This is a genomic window from Streptomyces rishiriensis (assembly GCF_030815485.1).
GTDB classification, from domain to species: Bacteria; Actinomycetota; Actinomycetes; order Streptomycetales; family Streptomycetaceae; genus Streptomyces; species Streptomyces rishiriensis_A.
The window spans coordinates 2538234-2555367 of record NZ_JAUSWV010000002.1 but is presented as its reverse complement, the minus strand read 5'-3'; the positions used below and the strand labels follow the sequence as shown (position 1 = coordinate 2555367).

General features: G+C 71.6%; 13 protein-coding genes. 6 read left to right on the top strand and 7 right to left on the bottom strand.

Translation table 11 applies throughout. The annotated features are described in order from the left end of the window. Window positions 1-133: 133 nt before the first annotated feature. Entirely contained in the window at window positions 134-3553 is a 3420-nt protein-coding gene (locus QF030_RS13860; protein ID WP_307162968.1) for an AfsR/SARP family transcriptional regulator, read from the top strand. 62 nt (window positions 3554-3615) lie between these two features. Here QF030_RS13860 and QF030_RS13855 read toward each other — a convergent pair whose 3' ends face one another. From QF030_RS13855 to panB, 3 genes are all read right to left on the bottom strand, one after another. Further along, window positions 3616-4434, bottom strand: coding sequence for an ABC transporter permease (locus QF030_RS13855; protein WP_307162967.1), 819 nt, complete (start codon window positions 4432-4434; stop codon window positions 3616-3618). Beyond that, window positions 4431-5456 carry an ATP-binding cassette domain-containing protein gene (locus QF030_RS13850; protein WP_307162966.1) on the bottom strand — a complete coding sequence of 342 codons (1026 nt, stop codon included), beginning with the start codon at window positions 5454-5456 and terminating at the stop codon, window positions 4431-4433. The genes QF030_RS13855 and QF030_RS13850 overlap by 4 nt, the downstream gene beginning before the upstream one ends. Before the next feature lie 192 nt (window positions 5457-5648). Further along, a complete protein-coding gene (panB, locus tag QF030_RS13845; RefSeq protein ID WP_307162965.1) occupies window positions 5649-6515 on the bottom strand; it encodes a 3-methyl-2-oxobutanoate hydroxymethyltransferase in 867 nt (288 codons plus the stop codon). A gap of 180 nt (window positions 6516-6695) precedes the next feature. Here panB and QF030_RS13840 point away from each other — a divergent pair, with 180 nt between their 5' ends. The 5 genes from QF030_RS13840 (at window position 6696) to QF030_RS13820 (ending at window position 12306) form a co-directional block, all read left to right on the top strand. Continuing rightward, complete coding sequence (locus QF030_RS13840; protein WP_307162964.1) at window positions 6696-8288, top strand: MFS transporter; 1593 nt, start codon at window positions 6696-6698, stop codon at window positions 8286-8288. An 85-nt stretch (window positions 8289-8373) separates the two neighbouring features. Then, window positions 8374-9030 carry a TetR/AcrR family transcriptional regulator gene (locus QF030_RS13835; RefSeq protein ID WP_373428760.1) on the top strand — a complete coding sequence of 219 codons (657 nt, stop codon included), beginning with the start codon at window positions 8374-8376 and terminating at the stop codon, window positions 9028-9030. 176 nt (window positions 9031-9206) lie between these two features. Beyond that, window positions 9207-10268 (top strand): endonuclease/exonuclease/phosphatase family protein, encoded by a 1062-nt coding sequence (locus QF030_RS13830; protein ID WP_307162963.1) that lies wholly within the window; start codon window positions 9207-9209, stop codon window positions 10266-10268. 109 nt (window positions 10269-10377) lie between these two features. Then, window positions 10378-11601: an MFS transporter gene (locus tag QF030_RS13825; RefSeq protein ID WP_307167562.1), complete on the top strand. Its 1224-nt coding sequence runs from the start codon at window positions 10378-10380 to the stop codon at window positions 11599-11601. 96 nt (window positions 11602-11697) lie between these two features. After that, complete coding sequence (locus QF030_RS13820; RefSeq protein ID WP_307162962.1) at window positions 11698-12306, top strand: DJ-1/PfpI family protein; 609 nt, start codon at window positions 11698-11700, stop codon at window positions 12304-12306. Window positions 12307-12348: 42 nt separating this feature from the next. Here the strand turns inward: QF030_RS13820 and QF030_RS13815 are convergent, their stop codons facing one another. The 4 genes from QF030_RS13815 to QF030_RS13800 form a co-directional block, all read right to left on the bottom strand. Continuing rightward, window positions 12349-12522: a phosphotransferase-like protein gene (locus QF030_RS13815; protein ID WP_307162961.1), complete on the bottom strand. Its 174-nt coding sequence runs from the start codon at window positions 12520-12522 to the stop codon at window positions 12349-12351. 19 nt (window positions 12523-12541) lie between these two features. Further along, window positions 12542-14296 carry an NAD+ synthase gene (locus QF030_RS13810; RefSeq protein ID WP_307162960.1) on the bottom strand — a complete coding sequence of 585 codons (1755 nt, stop codon included), beginning with the start codon at window positions 14294-14296 and terminating at the stop codon, window positions 12542-12544. A 105-nt stretch (window positions 14297-14401) separates the two neighbouring features. Beyond that, window positions 14402-16342 carry a S53 family peptidase gene (locus QF030_RS13805; protein WP_307162959.1) on the bottom strand — a complete coding sequence of 647 codons (1941 nt, stop codon included), beginning with the start codon at window positions 16340-16342 and terminating at the stop codon, window positions 14402-14404. 187 nt (window positions 16343-16529) lie between these two features. Continuing rightward, on the bottom strand, window positions 16530-17129 hold the full coding sequence (locus tag QF030_RS13800; protein ID WP_307162958.1) for a DUF305 domain-containing protein: 600 nt from the start codon (window positions 17127-17129) through the stop codon (window positions 16530-16532). Between the last annotated feature and the right edge of the window lie 5 nt (window positions 17130-17134).

Below are 17134 nucleotides of genomic sequence, written 5' to 3'. Positions count from 1 at the left end.
ACCGTACCCGGCCCGGGCATACCGGGAAAACGTCTCGCGGCCGACTCCCGTTCCTGGGGCGGGGAAAGGACGGGCGGCCGGCTCGCGCCACCCCGCCGGAACCCCGTGACCGAGCTCGATCCCACCGGAGAGAATGGACCCCGTGCGCTATCGCATCCTCGGCACCACCCAGGCACTCCGTCCGGACGGCGTCCCCGTCGCCGTCGGCGGAGCACGGCTGCGCGCCCTGCTGGCCGTGCTGGCGTTGCGGGCCGGCCGGAGCGTTCCCGCGGGGCTGCTGGTGGAGGAGGTGTGGGCCGGTGACCCGCCCGCCGACGCGCCGGGCGCGCTGCAGGCACTGGTCGGCCGGCTGCGCCGGGCCCTCGGGGCGGGCGCGATCGACTCCGCCGAGGGCGGTTACCGGTTGGCCGCCGCCCCGGACGACGTCGACCTGCACCGTTTCGAGCGGCTGACCGCCGACGGCATCCGGGCGCTCGCCGACAAGGACCCCGCCAAGGCGGCCGTCGTCCTCGACGACGCCCTCGCCCTGTGGCAGGGCCCGGCCCTCGCCGACCTGCCCGACCGTGCCGCCGAGGCGGCCCGCTGGGAGGCCCGCCGCCTCGACGCGGTGCGCGCCCGGCACACCGCCGCGCTCGCCCTCGGCCAGGCCGAGCGGTCGCTGCCCGAACTCACCGCCCTGTGCGACGCCCACCCCCTGGACGAGCCGCTCCAGGCCCTGCGGCTGCGCGCCCTGCGCGAGGCGGGCCGCACCGCTCAGGCGCTGGCCGCCTACGACGAGATCCGTCTGCTCCTCGCGGACCGCCTCGGCACTGACCCAGGCCCCGAACTGCGCTCTTTGTACGGGGAGTTGCTGGACACCGGTGATCCGGGAGGCCCCGCGCAGCCGTCCCCGGCCGCCGGAGCCGCCGGCCCGGACCGCGCGCCCTCCCCGGCTTCCCCCGCCCTGCCGCCCCCGCCCCTCGGCAACCTCCGTGCCCGCCTCACCTCCTTCGTCGGCCGCGAGGACGACATCGCGGCCATCCGGGGGGATCTCGCGAGCGCCCGGCTCGTCACCCTGCTCGGGCCCGGCGGGGCGGGCAAGACCCGGCTGTCGCAGGAGACCGCCGAGACCGTACGGGACACCGCGCGCGACGGTGTCTGGCTGGCCGAACTCGCGCCCGTCGCCGACCCCGACGCCGTGCCGCAGGCCGTCCTCACCGCCGTCGGAGCCCGCGAGACCGTGCTGTACGGCGCCGGCGCCGAGGAGATGCGGGTCGCCGCCGAGCGTCACGACGAACCCGTGGAGCGTCTGGTCGAGCACTGCGCCCGGCGCCGCATGCTGATCGTCCTCGACAACTGCGAGCACGTGGTCGAGGCCGCCGCCCGGCTCGTCGAGGAACTGCTGGCGCGCTGCCCCGGGGTGACGGTGCTGGCCACCAGCCGTGAGCCGCTCGGTGTGCCCGGGGAGGTGGTGCGCCCGCTGGACCCGCTGCCGGAGCGGGTGGCGCTGCGGCTGCTCGCCGACCGGGGCGCGGCCGCCCGGCCCGGATTCCGGCCCGACGCCGACGACGAAACGGCCGCCGCCTGCGCGGAGATCTGCCGTCGGCTCGACGGCCTGCCCCTCGCCATCGAGCTGGCCGCAGCCCGGCTCCGGATGCTGACACCCCGCCAGATCGCCGACCGGCTCGACGACCGCTTCCGGCTCCTGACCTCCGGCAGCCGGACCGTCCTGCCCCGCCAGCAGACCCTGCGGGCCGTCGTCGACTGGTCCTGGGACCTGCTCGACGAGGACGAACGCGACGTCCTGGCCCGCCTGTCGGTCTTCGCGCGCGGCTGCGACCTCGCCGCCGTCGAATCGGTGTGCCGCCCGGCCACGCACGACTCCGGTGCTGCGGGTCACGACTTGGGTGCGCGACACGGCCTACGTGACGCGCATCGTGCTGTCGGTTCCCGTTCCTGCCTCGACCTGCTTGCCTCGCTCGTCGACAAGTCGCTCGTCGTCGCCGCTCCGGACCCCCGGGGCGACATGCGCTACCGGCTCCTGGAGACCGTCGCCGAGTACGCGGGCGAGCGGCTGGACGAGTCGGGGCGGCGGGAAGCGGCCGAGCGTGCGCATCTGACGTACTACCGCGAACTCGCCCGCATCACCGAGCCGTTGCTGCGCGGCCCCGGGCAGCGGGACGCCATCGACCGCCTGCAGCTCGAATACGAGAACCTGCGCACCGCGCTGGGCCGCGCCGTCGCGGCACGTGACGAGCAGGAGGCGCTCTGCCTGACCCTGTCCCTCGTCTGGTACTGGCAGATGCGCGACCTGCGCATCGAGGCCCGCACCTGGTGCGTCGAGGTCATGGCCCTGGGCCCCGACCCGTTCGCCGAACCCCTGCGTCCGGCCGTGCCGGTGTGGAAGTCCTGCATCGACGCCCCGCCGCCGATGGCCGGCGAGATCCTCCAGGAAGCCCGGCGCGGGGTGCACCTGTCCCATCTGGCCTGCATGGACACCGAGATGGAGGCCTGGCAGACAGCGACCTCGCAGGCCAAGCTGCGTCTGATCGCCGCCGCTTACGAGCCCGGCCTGCCGCAGACCTGCCGCGCGCCCGGCCTGCTCTGGTTCTTCGCCGTGATGATGACCGGTGACGCGACCCGTATCCGCGCCATCATCGACGCCAACGTCGACACCTGCCGCCGGACGCCCGGCTACGAGTGGGAGCTGGCCTCCTGCCTCCAGATGCGCGCCAACATCCTCGCCAACCGCGCCGACTGGGCCCAGAGCGCCTTCCGTGACGCGGCCGAGGCCCTGGAGATCTTCCAGCGCCTGGGCGACGCCTGGGGCACCGCCGAGGCCCTCTCCGCCCGCGCCGAGGCCCATGAACGCCTCGGCGCGTACCGCGAGGCCGCCGCCGACTACGAGGCCGCCATCGAGCAGGCCCAACGGCTCGGCGCCCGCTCCCAGTCGGCGGTCCTCGCCGCCCGGCTGGGCAGCGCGCTGCTGGAGGCGGGTGACGAGGAGGAGGGCGAACGCGTGCTGCGCGAGGTGATCGCCGGCGAGGAGCGCGCGGTCAACGAGGCCATGAACATCGCCCGTCTGTTCCTCGCCGGCTGGCTGGGCGCCACCGGGCGACGCGCCGAGGCCCGCGAGCAACTACGCCTGCTGCGCGAGGAGTTCGACTTCGGTCACTTCGCGGTCTTCGACGCCTTCATCCTGGGCGCGGAGGGCTGGCTGGACGCGGTCGACGGCAGATCCGCGCAGGCTCTGACCGGCATCCGGTCCGCCCTGGGCCGGGCCGCGGATCCGCTGTCCGTGGCCATAGCGCCGCAGATGCGCTCCTTCTATCTCTTCATCGCCGCGACGGCCCTCGCCGGCGTGGACGGCGGCAGCCGCGCGGTCGACGCCGCCCGCTGCCTGGGCGCCGCCGACACCCTGCTGCCCCCGAGCCATGTACCCCCGCGGGTGGAGCGCGAGGCGCGCGACCTCGCCACGGCCCGGACGCGCGAGGCGCTGGGCGACGCGGAGTTCGAGAGGGCGTACGCCGAAGGCGGCGGCCTCTCCTACGAGGAGGCCACCGCCCTGGTGTGAATCGTCCTGACGCGGCAGGACGCGTACCGCCGCATCCTGACGTGAGCCCTGCGGCGCCCGGCTCAGGTCTTCGTGCGGAACTTGTGGATCGCGACCGGCGCCATCACCGCGGTGAGCCCTATCGACCAGGCCAGCGTCACCCACAGGCCGTGCGCGACCGGCCCGCCCACCATCAGTCCGCGCGCCGCGTCCGCGAGCGAGGACAGCGGGTTGTACTCGGTGAAGTTCTGGAGCCAGCCGGGCATCGACCGGGTCGGTGCGAAGATCGACGAGCCGAACTGGAGCGGCATCAGCACCAGGAAGCCCATCGCCTGCACGGACTGCGCGCTCTTCATCACCACGCCGAGAGTGAGGAAGACCCACATCAGCGCCGAGCCGAACACCGTGGCCAGCCCCACGGCGGCGAACAGACCGGGCCAGTGGGTGATGTCGAAGCCCACCAGCACGGCCACCACCATGAGGATCGCGCAGGCGACCAGCATGCGCATCAGCTCGACGACGATCTTGGCGAAGAGCACCGAGCCCCGTCCGATGGGCAGCGACCGGAAGCGGTCCATGACCCCGGAGTTGAAGTCCGTGTTGAAGCCGGTGCCCACGCCCTGCGCCATGTTCATCCCCATCATGGCCAGCAGACCGGGAATGACGTACTGCACGTACGCCTCCTGCCCGCCGCCCAGCGACTGCCCGATCGAGCCGCCGAAGACGTACACGAACAGCAGGGTGAAGATCACCGGGAAGAGGACCGCGTCGAACATCGACTCCGGGTCCTGCCGGATCCACAGCAGGTTGCGGCGGATCAGCGCACCGGTGTGGCGGAGATGGCTGCGCAACGGGATGCGCGCGTCGGTCGTGGCGCTGATGTCGATCGTGGCCGCGCTCATACGGCGACCTCCTCGCGGGTCTCGGTGGGCCGGGCGTCCTGCGGGGCGCTGGCGCGGTGCCCGGTGAGGGACAGGAAGACCTCGTCCAGGCTGGGCAGTTCGGTGGTGAGGGAGGTGAGCGTGATGCCGCGCGCGCTGACCGCGCCGATCACGGCGGTCAGCTGCTCGTCGCTGAGCACCGGCACCAGTACGGAACCGCGCTCGGCGTCCACGACGGTGGTGGCGAGCCCGGTGATGCCGAGCTCGTCGAGCCAGCTCGCCAGCGGCCGCAGCTGGAGCGGGTCGGCGGGCCGTACCCGCAGCGTCCGGCCGCCCACCCTGGCCTTCAGCTCCTCGATGCCGCCGCCGGCGATGACCTTGCCCCGGTCGACGACGGTCAGCTCGGAGGCGAGCTGCTCGGCCTCCTCCATGTACTGGGTGGTCAGCAGTACGGTGACCCCGTCCCCGACCATCGCCTTGACCTCGGTCCACACCTCGTTGCGGGTGCGCGGGTCGAGCCCGGTCGTCGGCTCGTCCAGGAACAGCACCTGCGGCCGGCCGATCATCGACGCGGCGAGGTCGAGCCGTCGCCGCATACCGCCGGAGTACGTGCTCGCGGGCCGCTTGGCGGCGTCCGTCAGCGAGAACCGCTCCAGGAGCTCGTCGGCGCGGGTCCGGGCCTCCTTGCGGGGCAGGTCGAGCAGCCGTCCGATGAGGTACAGGTTCTCCCAGCCGGGGAGCTTCTCGTCCACGGAGGCGTACTGCCCGGTGAGTCCGATCACCCGGCGCAGCTGCCGGGGCTGGCGTACGACGTCGTAGCCGGCGACGGTCGCCTGCCCGCTGTCGCAGGCCAGCAGGGTGGACAGGATCCGCACGAGGGTCGTCTTCCCGGCGCCGTTCGGCCCGAGCACCCCCATGACGGTGCCCGCCCGTACGTCCAGGTCGACCCCGTCCAGCGCCTTGGTCTCGCCGTAGTGCTTGACCAACCCCCGAACGGTCACGGCGCTGTCCGCGCCACTGGGGTTCTTGTCGATTCGCGTCATGACAGGAACTCTGCCGACCCCCACCGACAAACCACCGACAGACCGCCGACAGCACCGACATCCCCCCGACAGGCACCGCGGTTCCTCGACAGCGAGGAACCGCCTCCGGGGGAGCGGCGCCGGTTCCGGCGCGAAAGGGCGCAGCCCGCCGACTGGGGGAAGGTCGGCGGGCTGCGGTGGTGCGGAAATGGCTCAGTGGACGCTGTGCTCGTCCAGCGGGAACGTCCCGCCGACGACGTCCTCGGCGAACGCCTTCGCCGCGTCGCCCATGACCTGACGCAGGTTCGCGTACTGCTTGACGAACTTCGGCACCCGCCCGCCGGTCAGCCCGAGCATGTCGGTCCACACCAGTACCTGGGCGTCCGTCTCCGGCCCGGCGCCGATGCCGACGGTCGGGATGTGCAGCACCCGGGTGACCTCGGCGGCCAGCTCGGCCGGGACCAGCTCGAGCACCACCGCGAACGCGCCCGCGTCCTGCACGGCCTTCGCGTCCCGCAGCAGCTGCTGGGCGGCCTCCTCGCCGCGTCCCTGCACGCGGTAGCCCATCGCGTTCACGGACTGCGGGGTCAGGCCGATGTGCGCCATCACCGGGATGCCGGACTCGACGAGCAGCTCGATCTGGCGGTGCGAACGCTCACCGCCCTCCAGCTTCACGGCCCCGACCCCGGCCTCCTTCACCAGCCGGGTCGCCGAGCGCAGCGCCTGCACCGGTCCCTCCTGGTAGGAGCCGAAGGGCAGGTCGCCGACGATCAGCGCACGGCTGGTGCCGCGTACGACGGCCGCCGACAGCATGGTCATCTCGTCGAGGGTGACGGGCACGGTCGTCTCGTAGCCCAGATGGCAGTTGCCCGCCGAGTCGCCCACCAGCATCACCGGGATCCCGGCCTCGTCGAAGACGGACGCGGTCATGGCGTCGTAGGCGGTGAGCATGGGCCACTTCTCGCCGCGCTCCTTGGCGAGGGCGATGTCGCGGACGGTGATACGGCGTGTGCCCTTGCCTCCGTACAGCGCCTTGCTGCCGTCGGGGGCATTCGTGTGGGCAGCCGAAAGCTGCGTCATTGCAACGGCTCCTTCGTCATCTCGAGGCGCCCTCACGGCGTCCCCGGACCACCACCCATGGTGGCACTTCGTGCCAGGGAGAGCCAGAGCGCCCCCTGTGGGTAAAGCCTCAGTAAGAAAAACGGTAAGAGGAATCGATACGATACGGTCTCGTATCGGAAGTGTCCTACGCTCGACGCCATGACTACTCCTGCCGTCCCCACCGCTCCGCGGATACCGGAAGCGGTGCACCGGCGTCGTTGGGCGATTCTCGGCGTCCTGATGCTGAGCCTGCTGATCGTGGTGCTCGACAACTCGATCCTGAACGTCGCGATCAAGACGATCTCGACCCCGGCCCCGATCGGCCTCGGCGCCACCCAGAGCGAGCTGGAGTGGGCGATCAACTCCTACACGCTCGTCTTCGCGGGACTGCTGTTCACCGCCGGTCTCCTCGGTGACCGGATCGGTCGCAAGAAGGTCCTGCTCGGCGGGCTCGCCGTCTTCGGCATCGGCTCCGCGCTCGCCGCGGAATCCGGCTCGCCCGCCCAGCTCATCGCCTTCCGCGCGCTGATGGCCCTCGGCGCCGCCTTCGTGATGCCCGCGACCCTCGCCGTCCTGATGAACGTCTTCGAGCGCGAGGAGCAGCCCAAGGCGATCGGCATCTGGGCGGGCGGTGTCGGGCTCGCCATCGCCATCGGTCCCATCACCGGCGGTCTGCTCCTCGACCACTTCTGGTGGGGCTCGGTCTTCCTGATCAACGTGCCGATCGTGCTGCTGGCGTTCGGGCTGATGCTGTGGCTGGTGCCCGAGTCCCGCGACCCGAGCCCCGGCCGCATCGACCTCGTCGGCGTCGTCCTGTCGGTCGTCGGCCTGGTCCTGCTCGTCTACGGCATCATCAAGGGCGGCGAACTGGCCGACTTCACGGACCCGGCCGTGCTGGCGACCATGGCGGCCGGCCTGGTCGTCCTCGTCGCGTTCGTGGTGTTCGAGAAGCGCAGCGACCATCCGTCCGTCGACATGGACTACTTCAAGAACAAGGTGTTCTCGGCCGCGATGGCCGTCATCACGCTGGTCTTCTTCGCGCTGATGGGCGTCACCTTCTTCTCGGTCTTCTACACCCAGAGCGTGCGCGGCTACTCCCCGCTCCAGTCCGGCCTGCTCCTGCTGCCGCTGGCCGCCGCCCAGTTGATCTTCGCGCCGCGCGCCCGGCTGGTCGTCGACCGCTTCGGGGTCCGGGCCACGACCACCGCCGCGATGGTCGTCCTCGCGGCGTCCCTGGTCGCCTTCGCCACGCTGGACGCCGACACGCCGATCTGGCTCCTGGAGGTCGTGTTCTTCCTCATGGGCGCCGGAATGGCCCACGTCATGACCCCGACCAGCGTGGTCATCATGCAGGCGCTGCCCCGCGAGAAGGCCGGCTCCGCCTCCGCGCTCAGCAACACCTTCCGCCAGCTCGGCGGCGCGCTCGGCATCGCCGTGCTCGGCTCGGTGCTGTCGGCGTCGTATCGCAGCGGCATCGAGGACCACCTCGGCACGCTGCCGGCGAGCCTGCGCGACACGGCGGGGGAGTCCATCGAGGCGACGCTCGGGGTCGCCGCGAAACTCGGCGACCAGGGCCGGTCGCTGATCGCCCCCGCCAACGACGCCTTCCTGCACGCCATGCACGTCACCGCGCTGTGCGGGGCCGCGGTGGCGGCCGTGGGCGCGGTCGTGGTGGCCGTGTTCCTGCCGGGCAGGCCGAAGCCCACGCCGCAGGACGCGGCGAAGGAGGAGTTGGTGCGGACGAAGCCGTAGGGGGCGAGGGCGGGGCGGCCGTCGACCGCCGCCCCGCCCGCCCCTAGGGCCACAGTTCCCCCACTGCGACGAAAGGATCGAACACGTGAGCCTCGCCGACAGCGGGAGCACCGTCAGGGACACCGGAGTGAGCGGGGAGCAGCCCGTCCGGGGACGGCCCCGCAGCGAGGCCGTCGAACGGGCCATCATCGAGGGCACGATGAAGCTGCTGGAGGACGGAGTCTCGCTCGCCGAGATCTCCATCGAACGCATCGCCCGTACCGCAGGCGTCGGCAAGGCCGCCATCTACCGCCGGTGGAGCGGCAAGGAGGAACTCTTCGTCGACGTGCTGCGCGCCGCCGAACCGCAGGACCCCGAACTCCCCGGCACGTCCATGCGCGACGACCTGATCGTGCTCCTCGAGGCACTGCGGCTGCGGGGTCTCGCCAACCGTTCCTCGGCGATCCTGCACAACGTCCACGCGCAGATGAAGAGCAGCCCGAAGATCTGGGCGGCGTACCACAACACGGCGATAGAACCCCGGCGCAGGATGGCCGTCGAGGTCCTGCGCCGGGGTCAGGACAACGGCGAACTGCGCGCCGACCTGGATGTGGAACTGCTGAACGACATCTTCGTGGGCCCCATGCTCGTCCGCGCGGTGATGCGCCCCGACGCCGACCTCCCCGAGGAACTCCCCGAGCGCATCGTCGACACGCTGCTCGACGGCCTACGCCCCGTCAGTTCCGCGACCCGGCAGCCCTAATGTGCGCGTTCCGTCACAGACCGGGCTCTGTGGCCCGGGGCCGGAACCCGTGGGAGGACCCCGCTCGTCCTCGTCCCCGTACGGCCGTCACGGGACGGCGAGAACAAAGCCGATCATCCCCTAGGGTCGTACCCGGGGGAACGGACGGTGTGCAAGGCAGGCAGTGAGGCGACGGTATGGCGCAGCAGGCGTACATGACGGAGACGGACGACAACGGAGGCTCGGGTCCCGAGCCCCGAGGAGTTCGGCTTCGGCGCCTGATCGGCACTCTGCTCGGCCGGGTGAGCGCGGGCTGGCGCGGTGATCCGCGCATCTGGCGGCGGGGCCTGGTCCTCACCGGCTTCGCCCTGGCGTTCTCCCTGGTGATGGGGCTGCATTCTCGCATCCCCAACCGCTACGGCAACCTCGGCAGCCTCACGGAGACGTTCCTGCCCTGGATCGGCCTCTTCGTGCCGGTCCTGCTGGTGCTGGCGGTGGTGCGCAGGTCAGCGACCGCGCTGATCGCCGTCGTCCTCCCGGCCGTGGTCTGGCTGAACCTCTTCGGCGGGCTTCTCGTCGACCGGACCGGCAGCGGCGGCGACCTCACCGTCGCCACCCACAACGTCAACGCCGACAACCCGGACCCGGCCGGCACCGCCCGTGACGTCGCCGCGTCCGAGGCCGATGTGCTGGCCCTGGAGGAGCTGACCGCCACGGCGGTGCCGGTGTACGAGAAGGCGCTGGCGGCGACGTACAAGTACCACTCGGTGCAGGGCACGGTGGGCCTGTGGAGCAGGTACCCGCTGAGCGGTGTGAAGCCCGTGGACATCAAGCTCGGCTGGACGCGTGCGATGCGGGCGACGGTCACCGCTCCGCAGGGGCAGGTCGCCGTCTACGTCGCGCACCTCCCGTCGGTGCGGGTGAAGCTCCAGGCCGGGTTCACCGCCCGGCAGCGCGACAAGAGCGCGGACGCGCTGGGCGAGGCGATCGCCGACGAGAAGCTGACCCGGGTGGTCCTGCTCGGCGACCTCAACGGCACCATGAACGACCGCTCGCTGAACGCCGTGACCTCCCAGATGCGCTCCACGCAGGGCGCGGCGGGCAGCGGCTTCGGCTTCAGCTGGCCCGCGTCGTTCCCGATGGCGCGGATCGACCAGATCATGGTGAAGGGCGTGGAGCCGGTCACGTCGTGGACGCTGCCGGAGACGGGCAGCGACCATCTCCCGGTGGCGGCACGTGTGAAGGTCACCACACCTTAACCAGGGGGTCACCCGCTGGAATAGCGGGCCGAGGAGACTTTGTTCCGTAGTTGAACATACGAAACGTATGATGAAACGGAACTCCCTCTCCCCGAAAGGCAAGATCTTCATGCCCCTGGCCCTGCTCGCCCTGGCCGTGGGTGCCTTCGGAATCGGCACCACGGAGTTCGTGATGATGGGCCTGCTGCCCGACGTCGCGGACGACCTGCATGTCTCGATCCCGACGGCCGGGCATCTGGTCTCGGCGTACGCGCTCGGCGTCGTCATCGGCGCGCCGCTGCTCGCCGCGGTGACGGCCCGCATGTCCCGCCGGACCGTCCTGATCTCCCTGATGGGACTGTTCGTCGCGGGCAACGCCCTGTCCGCCTTCGCCCCCGGATACGACTCGCTGCTCGCCGCCCGCTTCCTCAGCGGTCTGCCGCACGGCGCGTTCTTCGGCGTCGGCGCGGTGGTGGCCACCAACATGGTCGCCCCGGAGCGCAAGGCACGCTCGGTGTCGCTGATGTTCCTCGGCCTGACCGTCGCCAACATCGCGGGCGTCCCCGTCGCCACCCTCATGGGCCAGCACCTCGGCTGGCGCGCGACCTTCCTCGGCGTCGGCGTGATCGGCGTGGCGGCGATCGCCTCGCTGGCCCTGCTGATCCCGCGCGACCACACCCAGGCGCCCGCCGTCGGGCTGCGCCGCGAACTGGCGGCCCTGCGCTCGCTGCCGGTCTGGCTGGCCCTCGGCACGACGGTCGCCGGTTTCGGCGCCCTGTTCTCCGCCTACAGCTACATCACGCCGATGCTGACGGACTCCGCCGGCTACGCCGACACCAGCGTGACGCTGCTGCTCGCGCTGTTCGGCGTCGGCGCGACGATCGGCAACCTGGTGGGCGGCCGTCTCGCCGACCACGCGATGCGCCCGACCCTGTTCGGCGGCCTGACGTCCCTGGTGGTCGTCCTGGCCCTGTTCCCGCTGCTGATGACGACGGCGTGGGGCGGCGCGCTGGCCGTGGTCCTGCTCGGCGTGGCGGCCTTCGTGACGGGTTCGCCGCTCAACCTGATGGTGATGGAGAAGGCGGCCGCGGGCCCGTCGCTGGCCTCCTCCGCCAACCAGGCCGCGTTCAACATGGCCAACGCGGGCGGCGCCTGGCTCGGCGGCCTCGCCCTCACGGCCGGGCTCGGCGTGACCTCACCGGCACTGGCGGGAGCGGTCCTGGCGGCCCTGGGCCTGGTCGTGGCGGGCGTCGCGGCCGCGGTCGACGCGCGCCGGACCCCCCGGTCCACCGGCCGTGAGCGCGTCGTCGCCACGCATGTGCCGCGGACGGCGGAGGCGGGGGCGCGTCACTGACGGCGGCGGCAGGCCACCTTGCGCTGATTGGCTCTCGACCGGTCGTGGCGGGCCCCGCGAGACTGGCGGTCCGTTGCCGGGCGTGGAGGAGTTGCGATGCAGGTAGCCGTGGTCACTTTCGACGGATTCAACGAACTCGACAGCTTCATCGCCTCCGCACTGATCAACCGGTGCCGCAAGGACGGCCTGGAGGCCTTCGTCACGACGCCTACGAAGGTGGTCACGTCGATGAACGGCGTCGAGGTGACCGGGCAGCGCCCGATGGAGTTCGTGACCGAGGCCGACGTCGTGCTGATCGGCAGCGGAGTGAAGACGCGCGACGTGGTCGCCGACGAACGGCTGGTCTCCAGGCTTCCGCTCGACCCCGCGCGCCAGCTGATCGGCGCGCAGTGCTCCGGCGCGCTGGTGCTCGCCCGGCTCGGGCTGCTGGGCTCCATGCCGGCCTGCACGGACAGGATGAGCCGGCCCTTCGTCGAGGCCTGCGGCGTCACCGTGCTGGACGCGCCGTTCCACGCCGAGGGGAACATCGCCACGGCGGGCGGCTGCCTGGCGTCGCAGTACCTCGCCACGTGGGTGATCAGCCGCACGCTCGGCGAGGACGCCGCGCACGACGTCCTCGACTACGTGGCTCCGGTCGGCGAGAACCAGGAGACCGTCGAGCGCGCCCTGCGTGCCGTACACGCGGGCGAGGCCGCCCTGCGCTGACGACGCCCCCGCCCGGCCCACGGCCCGATCCGGCGCCGTCGGTCACCCGGTCCGGGCGGCGACGGCCCGCGCGCGGTCCAGGGACTCGGTGCGGGCCGTGTCCACCTCCAGGTCGTGGCGGACGCGCCGGTGGACGAGTTCCGTCCGGGTTTTGGCCATGCCCGGAACCCGGGCGCCTCGGTACGAGCACCGCGCACCACGGCCGACACGCGTCACGGAGCCCCGGGGGCGGCCGTCACACGGATTCGCGCCAGCCGTTCGTGATCGGCAGACGGCGGTCCTTGCCGAAGCCCTTCGCCGAGATCTTGGTGCCCGGCGGGTACTGGCGGCGCTTGTACTCGGCGGTGTCCACCATGCGGAGGGTCTTGACGACCAGGTCACGGTCGTAGCCCGCCGCGACGATCGCGTCGGCGCCCTGGTCCCGGTCGACGTACAGCTCGAGGATCGCGTCCAGGACCGGATAGTCCGGGAGCGAGTCGGTGTCGACCTGGCCGGGGCGCAGCTCCGCGCTCGGCGGCTTGGTGATCGAGTTCTCGGGGATGGGCGGGGTCTGGCCCCGCTGTGCCGCGGCGGCGTTGCGCCACTCGGCGAGCCGGAAGATCCACGTCTTGTAGACGTCCTTGATGGGGCCGTACGCGCCGACCGAGTCGCCGTACAGGGTCGAGTAACCGACCGCCAGCTCCGACTTGTTGCCGGGGGCGAGGACGATGTGGCCCTCCTGGTTGGAGATCGCCATCAGCAGGGTTCCGCGCAGCCGCGACTGGAGGTTCTCCTCCGCCAGACCCGTCAGGCCGAGCGAGCCCATGTACGCGTCGAACATCGGCTCGATCGGGACCGTACGGAAGTCGAGGCCCGTCCGGCGCGCCAGCTCCGCCGCGTCGCCCTTCGAGTGCTCCGAGGAGTACTTCGACGGCATCGACACGCCGTACACGTTCTCCGCGCCCACCGCGTCGCACGCGATCGCCGCGACGAGCGCCGAGTCGATACCGCCCGACAGCCCGATCAGCACCGACCGGAAGCCGTTCTTCGCGACATACGCGCGCAGGCCCACGACCAGCGCCGAGTAGATCTCCTCGGCGTCGTCCAGCCGCTCCGCGTATCCGCCGCTCAGTTCGGGCTCGTACGCCGGGACGGGCTCCTGCGACACCACGACGCGGTCGATGCGCAGACCGTCGTCCACGACTCCGGTCGGGGCGTCGGCCGAGGCCGCGGGCAGGTCGAGGTCCAGGACCACGCATCCTTCGGAGAACTGCGGGGCCCGCGCCACGACCTCGCCGTCGCGGTCGACGACGATCGAGTCGCCGTCGAAGACCAACTCGTCCTGTCCGCCGATCATCGCGAGGTAGGCGGTGGTGCAGCCGGCCTCCTGGGCCCGCTTGCGGACCAGTTCGAGACGCGTGTCGTCCTTGTCGCGCTCATAGGGGGAGGCGTTGATGGAGAGCAGCAGACCGGCCTCGGCGGAGCGCGCCGCGGGGACCCGGCCGCCGTCCTGCCAGAGGTCCTCGCAGATCGCGAGGGCCACGTCGATGCCGCGCACCCGCAGCACCGGCATGGTGTCGCCCGGCACGAAGTAGCGGAACTCGTCGAAGACGCCGTAGTTCGGCAGGTGGTGCTTGGCGAAGGTCAGGACCACCTCGCCGCCGTGCAGCACCGCCGCCGCGTTGCGCGGGGAGCCGGGCGGCCGGCCGAACTTCGGCCGGTCGCTCTCGGACCGGTCGAGGAAACCGACGACCACCGGCAGTTCGCCGAAGCCCTCGTCGGCGAGGCGGACGGCGAGCTCGCGCAGGGCCGTGCGGGAGGCCTCGACGAAGGAGGAGCGCAGGGCGAGGTCCTCGACGGGATACCCGGTCAGCGCCATCTCCGGGAACGCCACGAGATGCGCTCCCTGCTCGGCGGAGTGCCGGGTCCAGCGGAGGATCGTTTCGGTGTTGCCGACGAGGTCGCCGACGCGCGAGTCGATCTGGTTCAGGGCGAGACGAAGTTGAGGCACGGGCATCAGTGTAATCGTCAATGCGACGCGATGGGGGGGCGTGGGGTGTCGGATACCCCACGCCCCCCAACGGGCGCGCCCTGCTTGCGACGGCGTACGCCCTGCTCAGCGTCGGCGGTACGACTCCACGTAACCGTTTGCGGGCGTACCCACGCCGGTGACGTCGTCGTAGCCCTTCACGGCGGACAGCGAACTGTCCTTGCCGAGGCTGCGGACGGAGGTCAGCAGTCCGTCCGTCGCGTCGTAGCCGTTGGCGAAGTCGACGCGCGCGACCGCGAGCCCCGATCCGGTCGGGTCGTCCGTGACGTCGTGGTAGACCCGCGAGCCGTACTTGGAGTAGATCGACGGGTTGGCGAAACCGATCGCCTTGCCGCCGCGCGCCTCCTGGCCCAGGGCCTGCACGGCCGCGATGACCGGCGCGGCCAGCGAGGTGCCGCCGATGCGGTACTCGCTGTACTGCTCGGTGCCGTCCGGGAAGGTCTGGGTCTGGCCGACCCTGAAGCCGGTGTTCGGGTCGGCGATCGCCGAGATGTCCGGGACGACGCGGTTGCCGGCGGCGCTGTTGGCCGTGGCGAGCGCCTTCGGGACGACGCCCTTCTGGTAGTACGGCTCGGCGACGGTCCTGCTGGTGCCGCCGCCCGCGCCCGAGGTGTACGCGCCCGGGAAGTCCGTCCAGCTCTTGCCGTCGGCCGACAGCGAGGCCTTGTCGGTGCCCCAGCCGGTCTCCCACAGGTACTTGTCGCCCTTGCCGACCGCCAGCGAGGTGCCGCCGACCGCCGTCACCCACGCGGAGTTGGCCGGGGTGTCGACCTGCTTCGTGCCGGTGTTGGCGAGCTCGTCGCCGTTGTCGCCCGAGGAGAAGTAGAAACCGATTCCCTCGACCGCGCCGAACTGGAAGACCTGGTCGTAGGCGGCCGCGAGGTCCGGCGTCTGGTTGGCCTCGATGTCGCCCCAGGAGTTGGAGACGATGTCGGCGAGGTGGTTGTCGACGATCTTGCTGAGCGAGTCGAGCAGATCGTCGTCGTAGCAGGACGCGGCGCCCACGTACGTGACGTTCGCGGCCGGCGCGACCGCGTGCACGGCCTCGACGTCGAGGGTCTCCTCGCCGTACCAGCCGGCCGCCCCGCACTCCTCGGTCCTGGTGTAGTTCTTCGGCAGGACCTGGGACAGCTGGCCCGTCTTCCAGGCCGCGTCGCCGTGCGCCTTCGCGTAGGCGGCCGCGTCGTAGGCGATCGTCGGCGAGGCGTACGCGTCGGTGATGGCGATGCGCACCCCCTTGCCGGTGTAGCCGCCCGCGCCGTACGCGGCCCGCAGCTGTTTGCCGGTGTACCCCTGCACGGCGTACGGGATCTTCTTGCCGTACGCCGAGGGAAGAGTGCTCGCGGTGTTGGAGCCGTAGTACGAGGAGAACGGCCCGGAGTTCTTGAACACCGCGTCCGGCGGCGGAAGCTGGTCCTTGGACGCGGCCTTGTGCGGTGCGTTGTCCAGGCCGGTGACGGTCAGGACGGCGCCGTCCAGGTCCGCGGGCGCGGAGGCGGTCCTCGAGGGCGCGCGATAGGTCTTCGTGCCCTTGGCGTAGTTGTGCAGCTGGGTGCCGAACGCCTTCTCGGCGGCGGCCACGTCACCGCTGACGGACACGTAGTGCCCGGTCGTGCCCGTCACCTTCAGGCCGGCCGCCGTCAGCCACGACCTGACGGCCGCCACCTGGGCCTTCGTCGCGCCGAAGCGGGCCTGGGACTGCGCGGCGGAGAGGTACTTGCCGTAGGCGGGCGAGGCGGGGTCGGACACGGCCTTCGCGTACGCGGCGAGGCCTGCGGCGTCGCGTCCCGCGAGGTAGACGCGGGCGGAGACCTGGGCGCTGTCCGAGGTCGAGCCCTTGTCCGCCTTGGCCGTGGCCCACGCGGGCTTGGTCCCGGCCAGCGTGTCACGGGTCGGGATGTCCGCGGCGTGGGCGGCGGGTATGCCGAGCGCCAGCGCGCCGGCGATCATGGGCAGTGTCGCTGCCATGCTCGCTCCGGCGCGCAGCGCGGCGCGGTTGGATCTCATAGGACCCCCTGTATGTGGTTCGACGCGAGTGGATCACTCGACGTGCGGGCCACTCTTGCGACGAACGCTTCACGTCAGGGGAATGCGAAAACCAAGAAGCGCCCAAGTGACCGCTTGCTGGGATGATTTGACGGAAACGTCCGTGAAATCGAGGGAAAACCCTATGGGTTGGGCCGATGGGCGCCTGCTACGGCTTGGCCCCGCGCGCCTTCAGCAGGTCCGTCATCAGATCGATCTCCGACTGCTGCGCCTCGACCATGCCCCGCGCGAGCCGCTTCTCCACCCCGACCGTGCACTTGGCGGCACACGCCTCGGCCATGTGGATGCCGCCCTTGTGGTGGTCGGTCATGAGCTGGAGGTAGAAGATCTCGGCCTGCTCGCCGTTGAGCGTGCCGAGCTTCTTCAGCTCGCCGTCGGTGGCCATACCGGGCATGAGCGCGCCGTCCTCGCCGTCGCTCATGCCCCCCATGCCCATCCAGGCCATCGGGCCGTCGGACGACACCTTCGGCAGACCCCAGAGATCCAGCCAGCCGAGCAGCATGCCGCGCTGGTTGGCCTGCGTCTGCGCGATGTCGTAGGCGAGCCGCCGCACGTCCGCGTCGGCCGTCCGGTCCCGGACGATGTACGACATCTCGACGGCCTGCTGGTGGTGCACCGCCATGTCCCGGGCGAACCCGGCGTCGGCGGAGTCGGCGGCGGGCGTCGCGGTCTGCGCCGCGCCGTCCTCCGCGACGGAGTAGGTGATGGCCCCGGCGGCGACGAGCACCCCGGCCACGGCGACCGCCACTCCCG